Genomic DNA, 21,062 nt, shown 5'->3' with positions numbered 1-21,062 from the left:
CTAGGTCACCGGCCCGCCGGTGACCGCGGCCCTGGCCCGGTGCACCGCTTTGGTGGCGGCCTCCCAGCCGCCGTGGCACCGGGTGAGCGCGGAGAGCCAGCGTTCGAGGCCGAAGGCCACACAGCTGGTGAACGCGGGTCCCCCCGAGCTCAGGGAGATGGCGCAGCGGTCGCCGAAGAAGTTGCGGTGCGTGTTGACGGAGGCGATCGCCAGGTCCTCGTACAGGAACTCGTGCTTGACCGGTGAGAGCCGTTGCAGCACGGCCTTGGAGCCGCCCTTGTCGTAGAACGGGTCGCAGGCGGCTTCCCTGCGCAGCGGAAGGTCGAGCGCCTCGGCGAAGGCGGCGATGCGCTCGGTGAACGCGCACAGATGGTTCTCGGCGTGCTCGCGGTCGCCCAGCGCCACGATCTCCCGCATGCGGAAGCCGAGTTGGCGGCGCAGTCCCTCGTAGCGCTCCTCCTTGCGGAAGCACCAGCCGACGACGGTGACGAGGGTGTCGTCGGCGACGGCGCGGCCCTCGTGGTGGAGGTAGACGCCGTAGCAGGACGCGGAGGGCAGGCCCAGTGCGGCCGGCTGCAGGGAGTTGCACGGGAAGCAGCCGGTCTCGGCGCAGAAGTCGCCGCGCCGGTCCACTTCGAGGGGCGCGGCGACGACGGCCTGGTGGGGGAAGTTCTCGTAGTAGTCCAGGCGGGCCAGGTCGGCGGCCGGCAGCAGGGGCGGCATGGTCATGATCTGCGCCCCGGCCGCGATGCCCCAGCTCTCGAAGGTCTCGTCCAGGAGCCGGAGCAGGGCGGTGGCCTCGGGGCCGAGCGCGGGAAGCCCGCGGGACCCCCCGGGTGAACATCGTTCCAGGGTCTGGGTGTCGATGGACACGGTGAACCCCTCTCGGGTCAGATGGCGGGCAGCGTGTCGTCGGTGAAGATCCCGGTCTTGAGGAAGAACGCGAGGGGTTTGCGGATCGCCCTGCGTTCGTGGGCGCGGCGGGCCTCGTCCGCGATGAGCGCGTTGCGCAGGGCGAGCGGGTCGGCGATGCCGGCGTCGCGGTACACGTGCGGGTTGTAGAGGGAGTTGACGCTGAAGACGACGTACCGCTTCAGATAGGCCTCCACCTCGCGCAGCCGCTCCTCGCCGACCGCCTCGCGCATCCGTGTGAAGAGGAGCGCGACCAGTTCGCGGCCGAAGGCGATGTGCCGGGACTCGTCCTGGTGGTGCAGCCGGTTGACCTGCCGGATGGTGTCGCAGAGCGAGGTGTCCTGCGCCATACGGGTGTTGTAGTGGTCGACGAGCTCCTCGAAGAACAGGATGCGGGCGAACACCAGGAAGTTCTCGACCTCGGGTTCCCAGGCGGAGTCGGCGCGCATGGCCGTGGAGCCGTAGATCTTGTTGCCGTAGCGTCGGCAGAACTCGGCGAAGAACCACATGTGTTCGTTCTCCTCACCGATGAAGTGGTGGAAGAAGTCCGAGGGGACCTCGAAACCCGGCATGTGGATGCGGCCGACGACCTCGATGAGCAGTTCGCGGATGCCGTGGACGTTGAGGCTGTAGAAGTTGACCGACTCCCACTTCGAGAGCCGTATCAGCGTCTGTTCGCCGAGTTCGTCGAAGTGCCGGGTGCCGTACGGGGTGAGCAGTTCCGGACTCATCCACATGCGGTTCTCGTCCAGCGCGTCCGGCCAGTCGAAGTGCTGGTAGGGGTTGTAGTAGTCCTCGATGGCCTTCTCGCTGAGCCGGTCGAGGACTTCGCGGAAACGGTCGGTGACGGGCAGGGCCGTCGTGCTCATGGTCTCTCCTGTGAGGTACGCGAGGGGGAGGGCGCTGTCCGGGAGGGAACTCGTAAGGAGGCTGGTGACGGAGCTAGGGGCGGACCTCGTAGACGGCGTTGACCGGTGTCTCGGTGGCGCGCCGCCAGCGGGTGAACCCGGCCTCCTCGGCGATGGCCCTGAACGCCTGCTCCCCGGAGTGGTTGCCGAGGGCGTGCGGCCCCCGCTGGGCGACGGCCACCGGCAGGCACATCACGGCCGACAGCGCCATGAACATGTGGGCGGCGGGCGTGCGGGTGTCGATGTCGGCGGGGGAGACGTTGGACTCGACGAGCATCCACGTGCCGTCGGGGTCGAGCGACTTGTGCACGTGCTGGGCCGCGGCGACCGGATCGCCCATGTCGTGCAGGCAGTTGAAGAAGGTGACGAGGTCGTAGCCGGTGCCGGGGTAGTCGTCGGCGGAGGCGGCCTCGAAGACGACCCGGTCGGCGAGGCCCGCGGCCTCGGCCAGCTGCTGGGCGATGCCGATGGCCTCCTCCGAGTAGTCGAAGCCGTACACCGTGGCGTTGGGGAAGGCCTTCGCGATGAGCAGCGTCGTGTGGCCGACGCCGCACCCGACGTCCGCGACGGTGCCGCCGCCGGCGAGCTTGTCGGTCACGTCGTGCAGACTGGGCAGCCAGTCGGGGACGAGGCGGTGCTCGTAGGTGGGCTGGAAGAAGCTGCCCATGCCGGTGTCGAGGGCCGGGTCGTGCTCGGCCCAGCCGACGCCGTCCCCGGTGCGGTAGGCGTCCACGAGCAGGTCCTCGGTGGCGTACAGCGCCTTGAGCGCGGTGAAGAAGCCCGCCGCGAACGTGACCGCGGTGGGATCGGCGAGTACGGGTGCGTGCGCCTCGGGCAGCCGGTACGCGCCGGAGGCCGGATCGCGTTCCACGTACGCGGCGCTGAGCTGCGCGTGCAGCCACTCCTCGGCGTACCGCTCGGTGATGCCCGTCCTCGACGCGAGCTGCGAGGGGGTGAGCGGCCCGTGCTCGGTCAGCGCCCGGTACAGGCCCAGGCGCTCTCCGAGGGAGACGCTCAGCCCGCGGACGGCGGCGGCCGCGTCGCCGATGACGCGCTGGTGGAAGTCGGTGGTGGCCTGACTCGGTGTGCTCATCGGGCTTCCCCTTCGTGAGTGTCGGGCAGGTCGCACGTGAACAGGAAGGAGCGCGGCACACGGGTCGTCGCCCGCGGCGGCACCGGGTAGGGCCAGCGCCCGAAGTCCGCGCCCTCCTCACCGGGTTGCCTGATCTCGCGGACCTGCCAGCCGCACTCGGCGAGGAGCTGCTCGGGTTCCTCCGTACCGAACAGCCACGGATTGCCGTCCTCCTCCAGGGAGTTGAGGAAGGGGCGGGACAGCGGGTTCTCCAGAGCGGCGCGGCTGATGACGTCTCCGAGCAGGACGGAGCCGGGCGCGCCGAGCTGGGCGACGGTGGAGAGGAGGGTGCGCACCGCCTGCTCGGGAAGGAAGAACAGCAGGCCCTCCACGACCCACAGGGTCGGCTGCTCGGAGTGCCAGCCCGCCTCCTTCAGCGGACCGGTCCAGTCCTGGGTCAGGTCGACGGCGACGGTACGGCGGGTACGTCCGGCCGGGGCGGGTTCGTCGGCCAGCATCCGCGCCTTGGCGTCGAGCAGCGCGGGCCGGTCGAGTTCGTAGACGGTCACGCCGTCGGGCCAGGGCAGCCGGTGGAAGCGGGTGTCCATGCCGGCGGCGAGGAAGACGACCTGCCGGATGCCCTGCTCCTGGACCGCGCGGCCGATGGCGCGGTCCAGGTAGGTGGTGCGGATGGCCAGGAACGGGACGGTGCCCGCGCCCGCGTACCGGTCGAGGAGCTCGAATCCGATCGTGTCGGCGACGGTGCGCGCGTACGGGTCGGCGAACAGCCGGTCCTCGCGCTCGGTCTCCAGGGCCCGCGCGGCGGCGGTCCACTGCGCGGTGCGGGATACGGCCTCCACGTAAGGCCCCCTTCGGTGAGTGGGAGTGAGAAGGACGGCCGTGCTCAGCTGCGCGGACCCGCACAGGGGACCGGGTCCTCCGCCATGGGCATCGACGACACGGCGTCGGGGGCGGCGGAGTCGGCGGGGCGCCGCCGGAAGATGCTGTGCAGGACCATGCTGAACACGACCGTCCCGTCAGGGGTCACCAGCTGGCAGCGGGGCTGCACGATGCCGGTGGCAGGACTGGTGAGCGAGGGACGCGAGCCGAGGATCTCGATCCGGGCCGTGAGCTTGTCACCGGGCCGGACCGGCCGGTGGAACCGGACCTCGTCGATGCCGGGCGAGCCCGCGCAGGCGCTGTAGGCGAGCAGCCCGTCGACGTACCGCCGCATGAACATCGACGCCGTGTGGAATCCGCTGGCGATCAGCCCGCCGAAGGACGAACGGGCCGCGAGCTCCGTGTCGGTGTGGAACGGCTGGGGGTCGAAACGCCTGGCGAACTCCAGCACCTCCTCCTCGGTCACGGTCACGGTGCCGAGCTCATGGATGTCACCGGTGCGGAAGTCCTCGAAGTAGCGCATGACGCGATCCCCCCTGAGAGGTGGCGACTCTCTTCCCTATGCGCGAACCAATCTACGAATCGACCATTTATTTTGTCAATCCAAATATGCGGCTGTGTCAGAAGTGGAGTGCGCGGCGGCACCCCTGGCGGCGTCCAAGGCCTGTGCGATGTCGCGCCAGAGGTCCTCGCCGTCCTCGATCCCGGCCGAGACGCGCACCAGGCCCGTACCGATCCCGGCGGCCGCCAGTGCCCGCTCGTCCAGCTCCCGGTGCGAGGTGGAGGCCGGGTGGGCGACGAGGGTCTCCACTCCGCCGAGCGACAGCGCCAGCCGTGCGACGCGCACGTTCTCGATGAACGCCCGGCCCTCGGCCCGCCCTCCGGCCAGCTCGAACGAGACCATCCCGCCGCCCCCCGACAGGACCTTGCGCGCCACGTCGTACGAGGGATGGCCGGCCAGCCACGGCCAGTGCACCGCTCTGACGGCCGGGTGTTCCGCGAGCCTGCGGGCGAGGAGTCCGGCGTTCACACAGTGTTGGCGCATCCGCAGCGGCAGGGTCGGCAGCCCGCGCAGGGTCAGCCAGGCCGCGAACGGGTCGGCCGCAGCCCCGAGTTCGACGGTGCGGGGCCAGATCGCTCGCCGCAGCCCGTCGTCCGCGAAGACGGCCGCACCGCCCAGGACGTCGGAGTGGCCCGCCAGGTACTTGGTCGTGGAGTGCACCACGATGTCGGCACCGTGCTCTACGGGACGGCACAGCACCGGTGAGGCAAGGGAGTTGTCCACGACGCTCGTCACCCCGTGCCGTCGTGCCGCGGCCAGCAGCCCGGGCAGATCGGGGACATGGCCGGTCGGGTTGGCGATCGTCTCCAGATGGAGCAGCCGGGTCCTGCCCGGCCGTACCAGCCGCTCGAACTCCGCGCGGTCGTCGCCCGCGAGGTACTCGACCTCGATGCCGTACCGTGCGGCGAGATCGGACAGGACGGCGTACGTACCCCCGTACAGGCAGCGTTGCGCCAGTACGTGGTCGCCGGGGCGCAGCAGGGCGAGGAACACCCCGCTGATCGCCCCCATCCCGGAGGCGAAGGCCAGGGCCGACGCGCCACCCTCCAGACCGGCGAGCGTCCGCTCCAGGGCACGTACGGTGGGGTTTCCGCGCCTGCTGTAGACGTACGGGCCGTCGGGGTCCGCCATGGCGTCCGCGAGCGCGTCGGCCGAGTCGAAGGCGAAGGCCGACGACTGGACGATGGGGACGCTGAGCGGGTGGCCGCCGCTCCGCGTCGCCTCGCCCGGCGGATCGTTGACGATGTGTACGGCCCGGGTGTGGATGTCCATGCCGTGCTCCTCTCCGTGTGACGTGTGACGTGTGACGTGTGACGTGTGACGCGTGACGCGTGACGCGTGAACCCATGGACACGAGAAGGGGCCGCTCGATGTCTGTTCGGACATCGGGCGGCCCCTGGTCGTGGTGTCGCAAGTGGCTGCCGGGCAGCTCGCCGGCTATACGCCGACCTGCTCGCCCTTGGCGGCCGGAGCGGCCGCCTGCTGGGCGGCGGCGGCCGCCTTCTCGGTCCGCATCACGAGGAGGGTGACGATGCCGCCGACGGCGGCGACCGCGGCGGCGCCCAGGAACGCGGCACTGAAACCGTCGGTGAGCGCCGGCAGGTTGCCCAGCTGTCCCGCGCCCTGCGAGGTGGCGAGGGCGGTCAGGGCCGCCAGGCCCAGGGCCGAGCCGACCTGGTACGTGGTGTTGACGATGCCGGAGGCCAGACCCGCCTGCTCCTGCGGTGCGCCGGACATGGCGGCCATCATCGCCGGGATGTACGCCAGCGACATGCCGAGCGCCGCGACGAGCGAGGCCGGCAGGACGTCGACCGCGAAGGTGCCGGTCGGTTCGACGGCCGACAGCCACAGCAGGCCGGCGGCGAGGACCAGCAGGCCGCCGCCGATGAGCGGCTTGGCGCCGAACCGGGCCAGCAGCTTCGCCGTGATCGCCGTCATGAAGATCATCAGCAGGACGGTCATCGGCAGAAGCGCCGCGCCGGAGGCGAAGGCGCCGTAGCCGAGGACCTGCTGCAGATAGAGGTTGAGGAAGTACCACATCGGGATCCAGGCGGCACCCAGCAGCGTCATCGCCAGGTTGGCCGAACCGAGGCGCGGCACCCGCCAGATGCCCAGCGGCATGAGCGGCTGGCGCACCGACTTCTGGATCACGAAGAACACCACCAGGAGGGCGGCGGCACCGGCCAGTTGGAGAACGGTGGCGGTCGAGCCCCAGCCGACGTGCTCCGCGCGGACGATGGCGAACACGGCGAGCGCGAGGCCGGCGGTGACGGCGGCGGCACCGAGCACGTCCACGGCACCCCGGCGCGACTCGACGGCGGGCAGCAGCTTGGTGGCGGCGAGCGTGGCGACGCCGATCGGGATGTAGATGACGAAGATCCACGGCCAGCTCAGCCACTCGGTGAAGACGCCGCCGAGGAAGACACCGGCGGTGCCGCCCGCGGGAGCCGCGGCGCCGTAGAGCGCCATCGCCTTGCCGAGTTCCTTCGGGTCGTGCGCGAAGAGCATCATCAGCAGCGTCATGGCGGCCGGTGCGATGAGGGCGCCGCCGACGCCCTGCACGGCGCGGCCCACGACCTCGACCCAGGCGGTCTGCGCGGCGGCGGCGACGATCGACCCCGCGATCAGGACGACCCAGCCGGCGTTGAAGACCTTCCGGGCGCCGAGCAGGTCGGAGAGGCGTCCGCCGAGCAGGAGCAGTCCGCCGAAGGCGATCACGTAGGCATTGAAGACCCACTGCAACTCGCCCTGGGAGAAACCGAGTTCACGCTGCATCTCGGGGAGCGCGACCCCGATGATGCTCGTGTCCATGATCACCATGAACTGGGCGGCGGCGAGCACGACGAGCGCCCACCAACGCCGGGGACTGACAGTTGGCATGGTCCTACCCCTTCTTCCGTATACCCCTAGGGGGTACCTTTGGATTGGGAAGTTAACATACCCCCAGGGGGTATGCAATGGACCGGACGGTTCTTCGGCCGGTGAGTCACATCGCCGATCGCTACGTAGTAAGTACTAAGTAGGTACGTAGTGGTCGGCGATCGGAGAGCCGCGACACGGCTTCCGTGAAGGGTGGCGACGTGACGGGACAACTCCTGGGCTGGACGCTGGTGTTACTGGGGGCCGGAGTGGCTGTCGGGAACCTCGTCCGGATGACGCTGGTCAGTGGCTGGGCGAGGTACGAAGCGGGAGCCGAAGTCGTGATGGGGGTGGGCATGGCCGTCATGGCGGCGCCCCCGACCGCGGCTCTCTACGGCACGTACGGCATGTGGTGGGCGGCGGTGTTCGGACTGCTGTGTCTCGGGGGCGTCGCCCTGGCCGTACGGCAGGTGGCGCTCCTGAGGGGCGTGCGTCACCTGAGCCACCGCGTCCACCTCGTGGTCGGCAGCGCGGCCATGGTCCTGATGACCCTGGCCATGCCGGGCTCCACATCGGGACCCGTGCTCGCGCTGGCCGGCTCCTCCGGGCACGGACACGGAGCCATGCCCGGGATGCAGGGCATGGCCGGAATGGAGGGGATGGAGGGGATGGCCGGGATGGGTGCCCACGGCATGACCGAGGCAGCCGCCTCCTCGGGTTCCTCGGTCGCCTGGCGCGCGATCTTCTGGGTCCTGGCCGCGTACTTCCTGGTCTTCATGGCCCTGGCCGTACGCACCCGGATGCGGGGCGCGGCCGGGGCGGAGCGGGCCGAGCCCGCGCTCGTGCCCAGGGCCCGTCACCGTCGGGCGGCCCGCGCTCCCGCGATGCTCTCGGTGCCGAACGCGCGCCTGGCCGGTCACATCGGGATGGGGGGATCGATGGCGACGATGCTGCTGATGATGGCTGCCTGACTCCGGCTGATCCGCTCGCGCGGACTTGTTCGCCGGAGCCGGCCCGCCGGGTCGCCTGGGTACCCCCTGGGGGTAGGATGCCGGAGGCGGTGACGGCGACCAGCGGAGGCGAGGCACGTGACGACGATCCGGTCGGCACCCGGCGGCGGCACGGCCGTCCGCTGGGCGTACGGGGTGTTCCTCGCCCTGTGTGTCGCACTGGCCGTGCTCGTGCACCACGAGACGCCGGCGGTGTCGGCGACAAGTGCCCGACCCATGCCGAGCGCCGCCCATGCCGTCCACGCCTCCCATGCGGCCCGTGCTGTCCACACCTTCCATGGCCTGCAGGGCGCGACGACGGCACCGTCCGTCTCGGACACCTCCCCGCACAACGCCGACGGCGGCGGGTGCGCCATGCCAGGAACGCAGCACTGCACCACCGCGAGCGTCGACACGGTGCAGCTCGCCGTACCCGGCCGAACCGCGTTCGCCCCACGGGCGGACCTGCGGCACGACCCGGCCGGACACGCACCCGGCGCCGCGGTGGGCCGGGCGCCGCCCGACCTGTCCGTCCTCTCCCAACTGCGCATATAGGCCGCGCCGGACGGCGCGCGATGTGCCGTCCCCCGTGACCACATCGGCAGTTTCGACACAGAGGACACAACTCAATGAACAGCATCAACCGTCGCTCCATGCTGCTCGCCGGACTGGGCCTCGCCGGAGCGGGCGCGCTCACCGCGTGCAGCGGCGACTCCCGCTCCGTCGGCAGCGCCCTGGCCGGTCCCTCGGGCGCGGCCGTCGCCGCCGCGGAGAAGAAGCGGACCAGCAGCGGGCGCGAGCGGAAGCTCACCCTGACGGCGGCGCCCGCCAGGATCGATCTGGGCGGTGGGGTCACGCCCAAGACCTGGGCCTACGACGGACGCAGCCCCGGCCGGGAGGTCCGTCTCTCCGCCGGTGACACCCTCGTCGCCGAGCTGTCGAACCAGCTCCCGGACAGGACGCCCACATCGATCCACTGGCACGGCCTCGCCCTGCGCAACGACATGGACGGCGTGCCGCCCGCCACCCAGACAGCCGTCCGGGCCGGCTCCACCTTCACGTACCGCTTCATCGCCGACGCGCCCGGCACGTACTTCTTCCACCCGCACGTCGGCGTCCAGCTCGACCGCGGCCTGTACGCCCCGCTGATCGTCGAGGACCCGAAGGAGCCCCTGGCGTACGACGACGAATGGGTCGTCCTGCTCGACGACTGGGTCGACGGCGTCACCGGCACCCCGGACGAGGTCTTCGCCGAACTCGGGCAGGGCATGGGCGGCATGCACATGGGGGAGAGCGACAGCCCCGGCCCGGACGGCATGGAGGGCCACGACATGGGGGCCATGGGAGGGATGAAGTTCATGCTCATGGGCGCCGACAGCGACCTGCTCGGCGGCGACGCGGGCGACGTGAAGTACCCGCACCACCTGATCAACGGCAGGGTGGCGGCCGACCCGGACGTCTACACCGGCAAGCCCGGCAGGAAGGTGCGGCTGCGGATCATCAACGCGGGCGGTGACACCGCGTACCGCCTGGCCCTCGGCGACCACAAGCTGACCATCACGCACACCGACGGCTTCCCGGTCCGGCACCAGGAGGTGGACGCCCTGCTTGTCGGTATGGGCGAGCGCTACGACGTCCTCGTCACCCTCGGGGACGGGGTCTTCCCGCTCGTCGCCGCGGCCGAGGGGAAGAACGCGAACGGTTTCGCCCTGGTGCGCACCGGCTCCGGGAGCACGCCGTCCGCCACCGTCCGCCCGAAGGAACTCGACGGCATGATCGTGACCGCGTCACAGCTCCGGGCGGCCGACGCGGTACGGCTGGAGTCCGCCAGGACCGACGTCACGCACCGGATCAGGCTGACCGGCGGCATGGCCAAGTACGACTGGGCCATCAACGGCGAGCCGTTCGACATGGACGATCCCGAGGCGAACCCGATCCTCATCGAGGAAGGGCAGCGCGTACGGCTCGACTTCGTCAACGACAGCGACATGTGGCACCCGATGCACCTGCACGGCCACACGTACCAACTCGGCACCGACGGGCCGCGCAAGGACACCGCGATCGTTCTGCCCGGACGGAAACTGTCCGTCCACTTCGACGCCGACAACCCCGGCCAGTGGATGCTCCACTGCCACAACGCCTACCACGGCGAGGCCGGGATGATGGCGAACGTGGCCTACCGGGCCTGATCACCGGCCCGCGCCGACCGCCCGGAGGACGCAGGTTCCCTGGGCGGTCAGCGTGCTGGTGAAGCCGTCCGGTCGGGGGCGGAAAGGGCTCGTCAGCCGAGGCCGGGCGGGCAGGCGACGAGGAGCGGCAGCAGCGGAACGACCGCCGCGGCGGCGGCCACCGATCCCCAGAGGACGGGATGAGGAGCCCTGCGCGGGCCGAGCACCCGCTGCAGACGGATCAGGACCGTGTGCCCGCCCGCGGCGAACGCGCCCTTCGGGATCCGGGCCGCGGCCATCTCGTACATGGCGGTGGCCAGCGCCTCGTCGGAGTGGCCGCGCAGCGCACGGTCGTCCGCGACCATCTCCAGCAGGAGCGCCGTCTGCTCACGGGCGAGGCGCGCCAGGGGAAGCCGGCGGAAGACCGAGTGGAACGCCTCCGCGGCCGCCAGGGCCAGATGATGACGGCCCAGGACGTGGGCCTGCTCGTGCTGCAGCACGGCGGAGAGCTGCTCGGGCGTCAGTTCGCGTACGGCCGCGTCGCTGACCACCACGCGGGGACGACGGCCCGGGAGGCAGTAGGCGGCGGGGACGTCGTAGGGCAGGACGGTCGCGCTCAGCCCGGCCGAGTGGCGGCCGACCAGGTCCACCGCTTCCCGGTGCCGTGTCCTCGCTCGCCGGGCACGGCCGACGTGGAAGCAGAAGGACCAGATCAGAGCCACGCCGATCGAGGTCGGCAGGGCGACGGCGAGCCGGTGTGCGGTCGCGGGGTCGAGACCGTCCGCGCTGATGCCGAGTCCGCAGGAGTGCAGCAGGCCCAGCACCCCGGTGTGGAGATGCTCGGTCGGCATGGCCAGGTGGTACGCGGTCAGTGCGGCACCGATCGAGAAGGAGACGGTCAGCGCGTGCCAGACCACGGCGGCCAGGGCGGGCGCCCGGTGGGGCCAGCGGGCGCGCAGGACGAGGTGCGGGGCGACGAAACCCACCACTGCCGTGTAACCGGCCAGGAGGGGTGCCGCGTTCACGGTCGCGCCTGTCGTCCCACGGTTCGCAGGGCCTTGCGCAGGGCTGCCAGCTCTTCCTCGGACATGTTCTCGACGAAGTGCACGAGGGCGGCCGGGCGGTCCTTGCTCTCGCCCAGGCCGTCCTCCATCAGCGCGGCGGCGTACGCCTCGCGGCTGCGCACCGGGGAGTACAACCAGGCGCGGCCCTGCTTGCCGCGCAGCAGCCAGCCCTTGGTGTACAGGATGTTGGTGACGGTCATCACCGTGGTGTAGGCGATGGGGCGGAACTTGTTGATGTCGTCGACGACCTCGCGCACCGTCGCCGGACGGTTCCACGTCCACAGACGGTCCATGATCTCCGCCTCGAGATCCCCCAGCCGCCGCATGGCCCTGACTCCCTTTCGCCACCGGATGCGCGAGCGCATTCGCGAAGCCATAGTAGACGGCTGACCTTTGGGTCTTTCGGGAGGTGATTCTCAGTCCTCGCCCACCACGGTCAGGTCGTCACCCAGAGCCGCGGCGACGCGGGCGGCGCGGGAGTGGTCGTCCAGCCGGCGGGTGAGGTAGGCGCAGGCGTGGTCGTGCCGCAGCGACCACCAGGCCGCGGAGCCACCGATGCCGCCCTTGGCGATCTTCCCCTTGTCGCGTACGAAGCCCGGCGTCCAGGTGATGCGGGTGCCGAAGACCTCGTCGTAGTCGGTGACTTGGGAGGTGAGGAGCTCGGTGTGCAGCTCCGGTCCCAGGAGTCGGCGGACGGGCCCTTCCTGACTGGTGAGGTGGGCGAAGAACTCCGCCATCGCGGTCGCCGTGGTGTGCAGGTTGACCGCGCCGAACACCGACTGCCGCCAGACCCGGGAGTTCGTCCGCTCCGTGTCCAGGGCGCCGGCGGGGACGCCCAGCCAGGGTGCGGCATGCAGTTGCCGCGGCCACTCGGGGTGCGCGTGCTCGAGGTCGGCGACGCGGTGCAGCGCGTGGTCCGGTACTCCGAACCATGCGTCGAGGTTCAGCGCGGGGCGTACGACGTCGTCGAACACCGTGCCCAACGTCGTCCCGGTGGCCGCGCGAAGGATGCCGTCGATCAGGTGGCCGTAGGTCAGCGCGTGCTCTCCGAGTGATGTTCCGGGCACGTGTTCCGGTGCCGCCCGGGCCAGGGCTTCTCGCAGGCCGGCGTCGTCCAGCAGGTCCAGGGAGGCGGCTCCGGCCGGGAAACGTGGCTGGCCCGCTCGGTGGGTGAGCACCTGCCGGAGGGTGGTCGCCTCCTTGCCGCGGGCCCCGTACTCCGTCCAGTACTTGGCGATCGGCTCGTCCAGCGCCAGAGCGCCGTCGCGCACCGCCACCAGGGCCGCGAGCGTGACGAACGTCTTCGACAGGGAGTACGGCATGACCAACGTGTCGCCCTGCCACGGACGGCTCCGCCCGGCATCGGCCCACCCCGCGTTCAGCCGGACGACCTCCCGGCCCTCCCGCCAGACCGACACGCCCGCCCCGGTCTCCAGCCCGCTGTCCACCAGCTCCTGGAAGACCCGGCGCACCTCCTCGTAACCGGCCGCAGCGAAACCCTCGACGTCCATGTCGGGTCCCTCCCTCCGCGCATGGTGCCGGCCGACCCGGTGGCCGCCGGCCTGGAGACCACGCGCCCGAGGATACGGGGGAGGGGTATGCGAGGCAATGTCGTGGCGTGCTGGGTCGGCGGGCCCCGCCGTCTCACCAACCGCGCCGCGCCCGCCTGCCCCACAGCAGGCCGCGTGGCTCGGGCGGAGGCGGGGTGCCGGGCCGTAGCGGCCAGGCCAGCAGCATGCCCGCGACGAAGCCGACGACATGGGCCGCGTACGCCACGGTGCCGGCGCCGGAGACGCCCTCGCCGGAGGAGTACACCGCCTGGAGCCCGAACCAGAAGCCCAGCACGATCCACGCGGGCAGCCGCAGGGGCAGGAAGATCAAGAAGGGTACGAGGACCCAGACCCGGGCCCTCGGATAGAGCACCAGATACGCGCCGAGCACCCCGGCGATCGCCCCGGACGCGCCGATCAGCGGGGCGGTGGAGTCGTCGTTGAAGTAGGCGTAGCCGTACGCGGCCGCGTACCCGCACGCCACGTAGAACAGCGCGAACCGCACATGCCCCAGCCGGTCCTCGATGTTGTTGCCGAAGATCAGCAGGAACAGCATGTTGCCCAGCAGGTGCAGCCAGCCGCCGTGCAGGAACATCGCCGTGAGCACGGAGAGAGCCGGTGACTTGTCGTAGTCCGGCGGGCCCACCAGACATCCCGGTCCCTGCCGCGGGTCGACGCCGACGTCACCCGTCGGGACCAGTCGCGGCATCCGGTGGTGGATCAGTTCCTGCGGGACCGCCGCGTGGTGATCCAGGAAGGCCTGGAGGTGGCACAGCTGCGCCAGGCTGCTGTCACCCGCCACCGAACCGGAGAGCCCCGGCATGAAGAGGAAGACGAGGACGTTGGCAGCGATCAGCGTGTACGTCACATACGGCGTGCGGCGTACCGGGTTCACGTCATGGACGGGGATGACCACAAGGAACTAGTGCCCCCTCACCGGCTCCGGAACCGCTTGTCCTCAGCGGGTGAACACGGCCGTCGTCGCGTGCGTATCACTTCTCAACGCCCGCGATGCGATGAACTACGTGAGGATCAGGCGATGAACGACCGAGTTACTCCTCCGATGCACGCCACGCCCGACGGTGAGGCCGAGATCGCCCTGGTGGTGCGCCTTCCGTGGGAGGACGTGGCACGGCTGGGCCAGGAGGCCGGACGGCTGGCCGCGCAGATGCAGCGGCCCGTGACGCTCGACGAGGCCGTCAGCCACCGGTTGCGCTCCGCGCGGGCCGCCGCCGCGCACGCGAAGCCGGCGGGTGAGCAGCCGCCCGCCATGTCTCCGAGTGCCTCCGTGTCGTCGTTGCCGTCGCGGCCGCCGGCGGAGCAGGCTCGGCAGGCGATCGAGCGGATCAACGGAACGGCGTAGCCCCGCTGGTTGGGCGGTGGGCGCCGTGGGGGTTCCTGGCCGTTTTCGGGTGCGGGTTCGGTGTGGCTGGTCCCGCCCACGCGGCGGAGCCGCATATCGACACAGCCTCGCGCCCCTAAAGGCTGCTGCTTCGCAGCGCCTTTGCCGTCCTGCGTGCTGCCACCAGTACCGGGTCCCATACCGGGGAGAACGGGGGCGCGTAGCCCAGGTCCAAAGCCGTCATCTGGTCCACCGTCATGCCCGCCGTGAGGGCCACGGCGGCGATGTCCACGCGTTTGCCCGCGCCCTCGCGGCCGACGATCTGGGTGCCGAGGAGGCGGCCGGTGCGGTGTTCGGCGAGCATCTTGACGGTCATGGGGGCGGCGCCCGGGTAGTAGCCGGCGCGGCTCGTGGACTCGATCGTGGCCGTGACGAACTTCAGGCCCGCCCGGCGTGCGTCCTTCTCCCGCAGGCCGGTGCGGGCGATCTCCAGGTCGCAGACCTTGCTCACGGCGGTGCCGACGACGCCCGGGAACGTGGCGTATCCGCCGCCGGCGTTCGTGCCGATGATCTGACCGTGCTTGTTGGCGTGCGTGCCCAGCGCGATGTGCCGTTCGCGGCCGGAGACCAGGTCGAGGACCTCCACGCAGTCGCCCCCGGCCCAGATGTTCTCGTGGCCGCGCACGCGCATGGCCAGGTCGGTGAGCAGGCCGCCGTGGTCGCCGAGGGGGAGGCCCGCCGCCTTCGCGAGCTCCGTTTCCGGGCGGACGCCGATGCCGAGGATCACGACGTCCGCCGGGTACTCGGCGTCCTCCGTGGCGACCGCGCGTACGCGGCCGTCCTCGCCCGTCAGCAGTTTGGTGACCTCCGCGTCGTTCACCATCGTGATGCCCATGCCCTCCATGGCCTGGTGCACCAGGCGCCCCATGTCGGGGTCGAGCGTCGACATGGGTTCCCGGCCGCGGTTGACGACCGTCACCTCGTACCCGCGGTTGATGAGCGCCTCGGCCATCTCCACGCCGATGTACCCGGCCCCGACCACGACCGCGCGGCGGCCCTCCGTGGCGGCCAGTGTGTCGATGAGGGCCTGGCCGTCGTCCAGGGTCTGCACGCCGTGGACGCCGGGGGCGTCGACACCCGGCAGGGGCGGGCGGATCGGGCGGGCGCCGGTCGCGATCACGAGCTTGTCGTACGGCGTCCAGGATGCGGCGCCGGAATCCACGTCCCGCGCGCGGACACGTGAGCCGGCGACGTCGATCTCCGTGACCTCCGTGCGCAGCCGCAGATCGATCCCGCGTTCCCGGTGCTCCTCGGGCGTGCGCGCGACCAGCTGGTCCCGGTCGGTGACGTCGCCGCCCACCCAGTACGGGATGCCGCACGCCGAGAACGACGTGAAGTGCCCCCGCTCGAACGCCACGATCTCCAGCTCGTCGGGCCCCCGCAGCCGGCGTGCCTGCGACGCGGCGGACATGCCCGCCGCGTCGCCGCCGATCACGACCAGTCGCTCCCGTGTACCCCTCGCACCGCTCATGCTCATGGACAACACGCTACGGGGGCGCCGCATTTCAGTCCCGCCGGTCCCCTCAGTCCTGCTCGCCGCTCTCCTGCCCTCGCGCGGACTCCGGTGCCGGGCGGGCCTGCGGCAGTGGGCCGAGCGCGGACATCGCGGGCGCCGTGGCCGGCCGCCGCGGCAGCCTGGGCCGTACGACCCGTACCCACAGCAGGACCAGCAGTGCGGCGCCCACGAGGAACGGGAGGAGTGCCCCGAGAGCGATCGCGATCCAGCGGAGCATGGTGACGAAGGCGTTCCAGCCGCCCGCGAGCGCGTCCAGGAAGCCGGGGTCCTCGTCCTTGTGGGCCTTCTTCACCGGGGTCTCGGTCAGTGACAGCCTGATCGTGGCGAGGCTGGTGCGGTCCTTCAGGGACGCCTGCTGCGCGAGCAGGGCCTCCAGGTCGGCCTGACGGCTGCTCAACTCGCCTTCCAGCGTGACGACGTCGCTGAGCCTGGTCGCCCGGTCCATCAGCTCTCGGATCCGGGCCACGCTGGCCTGCTGCGACTTGATGCGGCTCTCCACGTCGACGACCTGGTCGGTGACGTCCTGGGCCTTCGCCTCGCGCTCGATCAGTTTGCCCGTGCCCTCCAGGTCGTTCAGCACCTCCTCGTACTTGTCGGTGGGCACGCGGAGTGTGACGCGGGTGCGTTCGCGGCCACTGTCGTCGCGGGTGGTGGTCTCGTTGCCGACGAAGCCGCCCGCGTTCTCGGTGGTGGTGCGGGCCGCGTCCAGGGCCTTCGGCACGTCCTTGACCCGCACGGTCAGTGAGGCGGTGCGGATGATGTGGCTCGCCGTCAGGTCGGGTGCCTTGGAGGCCTCGCCCCCGCTGCCGGCCTTGCTGTTGTTCGCGCTGTCGGCGGCGCCCGCGCCGGCCTGCTGCGCCGGGGCCTCCTTGGCGTTGCCTCCGGCGGCGCTGGTGGCACCGCTGTCACCGCCGGCGCTGCACCCGGTGAGCGCCAGGGCGGCGGCGAGGAACACGGTGGCCAGGAGCCGCACCGGGCGCCCGGAACGTCGTACGCGTGAATCGGCCATGTGGGCCTACCCCCCCGAGGGTCGTCGTGACGGACGTACCTTCGACGCCGGAGCGGTAGGGAACGTTGGGCGCTCCGGGTCCCGATGAGGTCACGGTCGGGACTCGTGCGGGACTCGCGCACGGTCAGGACTCGTGCGAACACCGGTCCCGGCCGGGCCCCGCACCGGTTGTCCACAGGTCGCCCGTCCGGTTGTCGGCGGGGTCTGAGAGGGTGGACGCATGCGTGGATCAAGTGCGGGCGCGGGGCACGTCGTCGTCATCGGGGGCGGGATCGCCGGGCTGGCCGCCGCGCACCGGTCGCTGGACCGGGGCGCTCGGGTGACCGTCCTGGAGGCGTCGGACCGGATCGGCGGCAAGCTGCTGCCCGGCGAGATCGCGGGCGTGCGGGTGGACCTCGGCGCCGAGTCGATGCTGGCGCGCCGCCCCGAGGCGATCGCCCTGGCCCGCGAGGTGGGCCTCACGGACCGTCTCCAGCCGCCCGCCACGGCCACCGCCTCGATCTGGACCCGCGGCGCGCTGCGCCCCATGCCCAAGGGGCACGTCATGGGCGTGCCCGGCACGGCCTCCGCCCTGGCCGGAGTGCTCTCCGCGGAGGGCCTGGAGCGCATCGAGCGCGACGCCGACCTGCCCCGCACGGAGATCGGCGACGACGTGGCCGTGGGGGAGTACGTGGCGGCCCGTCTCGGCCGTGAGGTCGTCGACCGCCTGGTGGAGCCCCTCCTGGGCGGGGTGTACGCGGGCGACGCGTACCGCATCTCGATGCGCTCGGCCGTACCCCAGCTCTTCGGACCGGCCCGCGCCCACGCCTCCCTGACCGAGGCGGTCCGCGAGATCCAGGCCAAGGCGGCCGCCGCGCAGCAGACCGGGCCCGTGTTCATGGGCATCGAGGGTGGTGTGGGCCGGCTGCCGCTCGCGGTCGCGGAGTCGGTGCGCGCCCGGGGCGGCGAGATCGTCACCGGGACGCCGGTGACCGAGCTCCGCAGGACCGGCGCGCAGTGGCGCGTCGTCGCCGGTGACCGTGTGCTGCACGCCGACGCGGTCGTCGTGGCCGTGCCCGCCCCCGCCGCCACCGGACTGCTGCGTGCCGAGGCGCCGGCCGCGGCGGCCGAACTGGCCACCGTCGAGTACGCCTCCATGGCCCTGGTCACCCTCGCCTACCGCCGCGCCGACGCCGCCCTCCCCGAGGGCAGCGGCTTCCTCGTGCCGCCGGTCGACGGGCGGACCATCAAGGCGTCCACCTTCGCGTCCCATAAGTGGGGCTGGATCGCGGACGAGGACCCGGACACCCTCGTCCTGCGGACCTCCGTCGGGCGGTACGGCGAGACGGAGATCCTCACCCACGACGACGAGCACCTCGTGGCCGTCTCCCGCCACGACCTGCGTGAGGCCGCCGGGCTGACCGCCGAGCCCGTCGAGACCCGCGTGACCCGCTGGGACGACGGCCTGCCCCAGTACCCCGTCGGCCACCACGCGCGCGTCGCCCGCATCCGCGAGCACGTCGCCAAGCTCCCCGGGCTCGCCGTGTGCGGCGCGGCGTACGACGGCGTCGGCATCCCGGCCTGCATCGCGAGCGCGTACGCGGCCGTGGACCAGCTCGGCGGTGACCTGGAGTAAAAGGGGCAGCGCGCAGCGCTTCGGTTGAGGGTGGTGGCGGGCGACGGGCGGGCGTGGAGGAGCTCACCGCGAACCCGGTGCAGAGCCTGCACGGGGGAGCGGGAGAATAGGCACATGAGTGACGACGCCCCCACCACCGAGTCCGGCAGGGTCCCGAACAAGGGCAAGCTGGCCAAGGACCTCAACGAGGTCATCCGCTACACCCTCTGGTCGGTCTTCAAGCTGAAGGACGTACTGCCGGAGGACCGCGCGGGTTACGCCGACGAGGTCCAGGAGCTGTTCGACCAGCTCGCCGCCAAGGACGTGACGATCCGCGGCACGTACGACGTGTCGGGCCTGCGCGCCGACGCGGACGTCATGATCTGGTGGCACGCCGAGACGAGCGACCAGCTCCAGGAGGCGTACAACCTCTTCCGCCGTACGAAGCTGGGCCGGTCCCTGGAACCGGTCTGGTCGAACATGGCGCTGCACCGCCCCGCCGAGTTCAACCGCTCGCACATCCCGGCGTTCCTCGCCGACGAGACACCTCGCGACTACATCAGCGTGTACCCCTTCGTGCGCTCCTACGACTGGTACCTGCTGCCCGACGAGGACCGCCGTCGCATGCTCGCCGACCACGGCAAGATGGCCCGCGGCTACCCGGACGTGCGCGCCAACACGGTCGCCTCGTTCTCCCTCGGCGACTACGAGTGGATCCTCGCCTTCGAGGCCGACGAGCTGTACCGCATCGTCGACCTCATGCGTCACCTGCGCGCCTCCGAGGCCCGTATGCACGTCCGCGAAGAAGTGCCGTTCTTCACCGGGCGGCGCAGGTCGGTGGCGGAGCTGGTGTCGGGGCTCGCCTGACCCTGATCGGCCGGGGTCGCCCGACCCTGGTCAGCGGAGGGAGCGGGCGGCCTGTCCTTCGAAGGTGCGGTCGCCCGGTTCCGTCGGCTCGGGCTCCGGGCGCGGGGAGCACGCCGCGCGCCGTCCCGGAAGGACCCCCTCCAGGAGGTAGGCCTCCAGGTAGCTGTTGACGCACGGGTTGGGGCCGCCCGCGAGGCCGTGGGTCCCCGCGTCCCGCTCGGTCACCAGCACCGAGCCCGACAGCCGCCGGTGCAGTTCGAGCGCCCCGTCGTACGGTGTCGCCGCGTCCCGTTCGGCGGCCAGGATCAGCGTCTGCGCCAGCTCACCGGGGCCCGTGCGCACGTCGAGCGGCCGCTGCCGGGGCGCCGGCCAGAACGCGCACGGCAGGTTCATCCACACGTTGTCCCAGGTCTCGAACGGTGCCGTGCGCGCCAGACGGGTGTTGTCGCGGTTCCAGACGCGCCAGTCCGTGGGCCAGGGCGCGTCGTTGCACTCGACGGCCGTGTACACCGCGCCGGCGTTCTCCTGGCCGGCGGCCGCCTCCGGATGCGGACCGGCCAGCCGGACCAACGGCTTCGGGTCGCCCTGCAGATACGCCGACAGCGCCTGCGCCCGCGAGGGCCAGTAGTCGTCGTAGTACGTGGCCTGCAGGAAGGTGCCCTTCAGCTGGCCGGGCCCCACCTTCCCGCCCGCGGGCTCGGCGTCCAGCCGCGCCCGCGCCCTGTCGTAGCTCTTCTGCACCGTCTCAGCGCTGTCCCCGAGCCCGTACGTCTCGTGGTGCCGGGCCATCCACGCGCGGAAGTCCGCCCAGCGGCCCTCGAAGGCGGCCGACTGGGCGAGGTTGTTGCGGTACCAGACCTGCTCGGGAGCGGGGTTCACCGCCGAGTCGAAGACCATGCGACGCACGTGCGAGGGGAACATCGTCGCGTAGAGCGCCCCGAAGTACGTGCCGTACGAGGCGCCCATGAACGTCAGCCGCCGTTCGCCGAGCGCCGCCCGCAGCACGTCCAGGTCACGGGCGTTGTTCAGCGAGTGGTAGTGCCGCAGCCGGTTGCCGGCGCGCTTCGCACAGCCGCGCGCGTACGCCTTCGCCTGCGCGACGCGCTCGTTCTTGTACCGCTCCGAGGGGTGCTCCGGCGCGGCCGAGGGGCCCTGCGGAAAACGCCGGGGGTCCTGGCACGACAGCGGAGCCGAGCGCTCCACACCTCGCGGTGCGTATCCGACGAGGTCGTATGCGGCAGCGATGCGCTTCCAACCGGGGAGGTAGCCGACCAGCGGGAACGCCATGCCGGAGGCGCCGGGGCCACCCGGGTTGTAGACGAGGGCGCCCTGCCGCGCGACCGTTCCCTTCGCGGGACCCTTGCCCGTGGCCTTGACCCGGCTCACGGTCAGTTTGATCTTCTGGCCGTCGGGGTGGGCGTAGTCCAGGGGCACGGTGACGGTTCCGCACTGGAGGCCGGCGGGCAGGCCCTCCTCCTTGGGACAGCTGCCGAACCGGATGCCTTCTTTCCCGGCCTGCTCGGCCGCGAGGGCGACGCCGCGCGTCTCGGCGGCGGCGGCCGGGCCTCCGGGCCGCAGGGGGTCACCGCCGGCCGGCGCGGCGACGAGTGCGGTCAGGACCAAGGACCCTGCGGTTCCGTACAGCACGGCAGCTCTCATCGCGTATCCCTTCGGCGCATGTCGGCGACAA

19 protein-coding genes and 1 pseudogene are annotated in these 21,062 nt (G+C 71.6%); 6 read left to right on the top strand and 14 right to left on the bottom strand.

The window, feature by feature from the left end:
- The 7 genes from AB0959_RS31395 to AB0959_RS31365 form a co-directional block, all read right to left on the bottom strand.
- Positions 1 to 873, bottom strand: coding sequence for a hypothetical protein (locus AB0959_RS31395; protein ID WP_366830040.1), 873 nt, complete (start codon positions 871 to 873; stop codon positions 1 to 3).
- 17 nt (positions 874 to 890) lie between these two features.
- Positions 891 to 1,781, bottom strand: a complete 891-nt coding sequence (locus tag AB0959_RS31390) for a diiron oxygenase (RefSeq protein ID WP_366830039.1) — start codon at positions 1,779 to 1,781, stop codon at positions 891 to 893.
- A gap of 73 nt (positions 1,782 to 1,854) precedes the next feature.
- Complete coding sequence (locus tag AB0959_RS31385) at positions 1,855 to 2,913, bottom strand: methyltransferase domain-containing protein (protein ID WP_366830038.1); 1,059 nt, start codon at positions 2,911 to 2,913, stop codon at positions 1,855 to 1,857.
- Positions 2,910 to 3,752 (bottom strand): SAM-dependent methyltransferase, encoded by an 843-nt coding sequence (locus tag AB0959_RS31380; RefSeq protein ID WP_366830037.1) that lies wholly within the window; start codon positions 3,750 to 3,752, stop codon positions 2,910 to 2,912. The genes AB0959_RS31385 and AB0959_RS31380 overlap by 4 nt, the downstream gene beginning before the upstream one ends.
- Before the next feature lie 44 nt (positions 3,753 to 3,796).
- Complete coding sequence (locus tag AB0959_RS31375) at positions 3,797 to 4,315, bottom strand: MaoC family dehydratase (protein ID WP_366830036.1); 519 nt, start codon at positions 4,313 to 4,315, stop codon at positions 3,797 to 3,799.
- Between the two features lie 75 nt (positions 4,316 to 4,390).
- Positions 4,391 to 5,626: an aminotransferase class I/II-fold pyridoxal phosphate-dependent enzyme gene (locus tag AB0959_RS31370; RefSeq protein ID WP_366830035.1), complete on the bottom strand. Its 1,236-nt coding sequence runs from the start codon at positions 5,624 to 5,626 to the stop codon at positions 4,391 to 4,393.
- Positions 5,627 to 5,791: 165 nt separating this feature from the next.
- Positions 5,792 to 7,234: an MFS transporter gene (locus AB0959_RS31365; RefSeq protein WP_366830034.1), complete on the bottom strand. Its 1,443-nt coding sequence runs from the start codon at positions 7,232 to 7,234 to the stop codon at positions 5,792 to 5,794.
- Between the two features lie 200 nt (positions 7,235 to 7,434).
- On the opposite strand from AB0959_RS31365, the gene AB0959_RS31360 reads away from it, so the two are divergent.
- From AB0959_RS31360 to AB0959_RS31350, 3 genes are all read left to right on the top strand, one after another.
- Positions 7,435 to 8,184, top strand: coding sequence for a DUF5134 domain-containing protein (locus tag AB0959_RS31360; RefSeq protein ID WP_366830033.1), 750 nt, complete (start codon positions 7,435 to 7,437; stop codon positions 8,182 to 8,184).
- Positions 8,185 to 8,301: 117 nt separating this feature from the next.
- Positions 8,302 to 8,757 (top strand): hypothetical protein, encoded by a 456-nt coding sequence (locus tag AB0959_RS31355; protein WP_366830032.1) that lies wholly within the window; start codon positions 8,302 to 8,304, stop codon positions 8,755 to 8,757.
- A 74-nt stretch (positions 8,758 to 8,831) separates the two neighbouring features.
- The gene (locus AB0959_RS31350; protein ID WP_366830031.1) at positions 8,832 to 10,391 is read left to right on the top strand and encodes a multicopper oxidase family protein; all 1,560 of its coding nucleotides are present in this window, start codon (positions 8,832 to 8,834) and stop codon (positions 10,389 to 10,391) included.
- Positions 10,392 to 10,483: 92 nt separating this feature from the next.
- Here AB0959_RS31350 and AB0959_RS31345 read toward each other — a convergent pair whose 3' ends face one another.
- The 4 genes from AB0959_RS31345 to AB0959_RS31330 all read right to left on the bottom strand — a co-directional run bounded on the left by AB0959_RS31345 (position 10,484) and on the right by AB0959_RS31330 (position 13,900).
- Positions 10,484 to 11,395 carry a M56 family metallopeptidase gene (locus tag AB0959_RS31345; protein WP_366830030.1) on the bottom strand — a complete coding sequence of 304 codons (912 nt, stop codon included), beginning with the start codon at positions 11,393 to 11,395 and terminating at the stop codon, positions 10,484 to 10,486.
- Positions 11,392 to 11,760, bottom strand: a complete 369-nt coding sequence (locus AB0959_RS31340) for a BlaI/MecI/CopY family transcriptional regulator (protein WP_366830029.1) — start codon at positions 11,758 to 11,760, stop codon at positions 11,392 to 11,394. Before AB0959_RS31340 ends, AB0959_RS31345 begins: the two co-directional genes overlap by 4 nt.
- A gap of 90 nt (positions 11,761 to 11,850) precedes the next feature.
- Positions 11,851 to 12,945 (bottom strand): serine hydrolase domain-containing protein, encoded by a 1,095-nt coding sequence (locus tag AB0959_RS31335; RefSeq protein WP_366830028.1) that lies wholly within the window; start codon positions 12,943 to 12,945, stop codon positions 11,851 to 11,853.
- A gap of 133 nt (positions 12,946 to 13,078) precedes the next feature.
- Complete coding sequence (locus AB0959_RS31330) at positions 13,079 to 13,900, bottom strand: rhomboid family intramembrane serine protease (protein WP_366830027.1); 822 nt, start codon at positions 13,898 to 13,900, stop codon at positions 13,079 to 13,081.
- A 123-nt stretch (positions 13,901 to 14,023) separates the two neighbouring features.
- Between AB0959_RS31330 and AB0959_RS31325 the strand changes: the two genes are divergently transcribed.
- Entirely contained in the window at positions 14,024 to 14,347 is a 324-nt protein-coding gene (locus AB0959_RS31325; protein ID WP_366830026.1) for a hypothetical protein, read from the top strand.
- 115 nt (positions 14,348 to 14,462) lie between these two features.
- On the opposite strand, the gene AB0959_RS31320 is transcribed toward AB0959_RS31325, so the two are convergent.
- Positions 14,463 to 15,863, bottom strand: coding sequence for an FAD-dependent oxidoreductase (locus AB0959_RS31320; protein WP_366830025.1), 1,401 nt, complete (start codon positions 15,861 to 15,863; stop codon positions 14,463 to 14,465).
- A 46-nt stretch (positions 15,864 to 15,909) separates the two neighbouring features.
- Positions 15,910 to 16,911, bottom strand: a complete 1,002-nt coding sequence (locus tag AB0959_RS31315) for a DUF4349 domain-containing protein (protein ID WP_366830024.1) — start codon at positions 16,909 to 16,911, stop codon at positions 15,910 to 15,912.
- Between the two features lie 220 nt (positions 16,912 to 17,131).
- Between AB0959_RS31315 and hemG the strand changes: the two are divergent.
- Together hemG and hemQ are read left to right on the top strand one after the other, a co-directional pair.
- Positions 17,132 to 18,636, top strand: a pseudogene (gene hemG, locus AB0959_RS31310) (protoporphyrinogen oxidase).
- 4 nt (positions 18,637 to 18,640) lie between these two features.
- Positions 18,641 to 19,372 (top strand): hydrogen peroxide-dependent heme synthase, encoded by a 732-nt coding sequence (hemQ, locus tag AB0959_RS31305; protein ID WP_366830023.1) that lies wholly within the window; start codon positions 18,641 to 18,643, stop codon positions 19,370 to 19,372.
- Positions 19,373 to 19,402: 30 nt separating this feature from the next.
- Here hemQ and AB0959_RS31300 read toward each other — a convergent pair whose 3' ends face one another.
- Positions 19,403 to 21,031, bottom strand: coding sequence for an alpha/beta hydrolase (locus tag AB0959_RS31300; RefSeq protein WP_366830022.1), 1,629 nt, complete (start codon positions 21,029 to 21,031; stop codon positions 19,403 to 19,405).
- Between the last annotated feature and the right edge of the window lie 31 nt (positions 21,032 to 21,062).

Source organism: Streptomyces sp. NPDC046862 (genome assembly GCF_040704615.1).
Classification (GTDB): Bacteria; Actinomycetota; Actinomycetes; order Streptomycetales; family Streptomycetaceae; genus Streptomyces.
This window is presented reverse-complemented; position numbering and strand designations above follow the sequence as displayed.

Excerpts from the sequence above, each read along its gene's own strand:
- AB0959_RS31390 (WP_366830039.1), bottom strand. The coding sequence starts at position 1,781 with ATGAGCACGACGGCCCTGCCCGTCACCGACCGTTTCCGCGAAGTCCTC.
- AB0959_RS31385 (WP_366830038.1), bottom strand. The coding sequence starts at position 2,913 with ATGAGCACACCGAGTCAGGCCACCACCGACTTCCACCAGCGCGTCATC.
- AB0959_RS31375 (WP_366830036.1), bottom strand. The coding sequence starts at position 4,315 with ATGCGCTACTTCGAGGACTTCCGCACCGGTGACATCCATGAGCTCGGC.
- AB0959_RS31370 (WP_366830035.1), bottom strand. The coding sequence starts at position 5,626 with ATGGACATCCACACCCGGGCCGTACACATCGTCAACGATCCGCCGGGC.
- AB0959_RS31365 (WP_366830034.1), bottom strand. The coding sequence starts at position 7,234 with ATGCCAACTGTCAGTCCCCGGCGTTGGTGGGCGCTCGTCGTGCTCGCC.
- AB0959_RS31350 (WP_366830031.1), top strand. The coding sequence starts at position 8,832 with ATGAACAGCATCAACCGTCGCTCCATGCTGCTCGCCGGACTGGGCCTC.
- AB0959_RS31340 (WP_366830029.1), bottom strand. The coding sequence starts at position 11,760 with ATGCGGCGGCTGGGGGATCTCGAGGCGGAGATCATGGACCGTCTGTGG.
- AB0959_RS31335 (WP_366830028.1), bottom strand. The coding sequence starts at position 12,945 with ATGGACGTCGAGGGTTTCGCTGCGGCCGGTTACGAGGAGGTGCGCCGG.
- AB0959_RS31325 (WP_366830026.1), top strand. The coding sequence starts at position 14,024 with ATGAACGACCGAGTTACTCCTCCGATGCACGCCACGCCCGACGGTGAG.
- AB0959_RS31320 (WP_366830025.1), bottom strand. The coding sequence starts at position 15,863 with ATGAGCATGAGCGGTGCGAGGGGTACACGGGAGCGACTGGTCGTGATC.
- AB0959_RS31315 (WP_366830024.1), bottom strand. The coding sequence starts at position 16,911 with ATGGCCGATTCACGCGTACGACGTTCCGGGCGCCCGGTGCGGCTCCTG.
- hemQ (WP_366830023.1), top strand. The coding sequence starts at position 18,641 with ATGAGTGACGACGCCCCCACCACCGAGTCCGGCAGGGTCCCGAACAAG.
- AB0959_RS31300 (WP_366830022.1), bottom strand. The coding sequence starts at position 21,031 with ATGAGAGCTGCCGTGCTGTACGGAACCGCAGGGTCCTTGGTCCTGACC.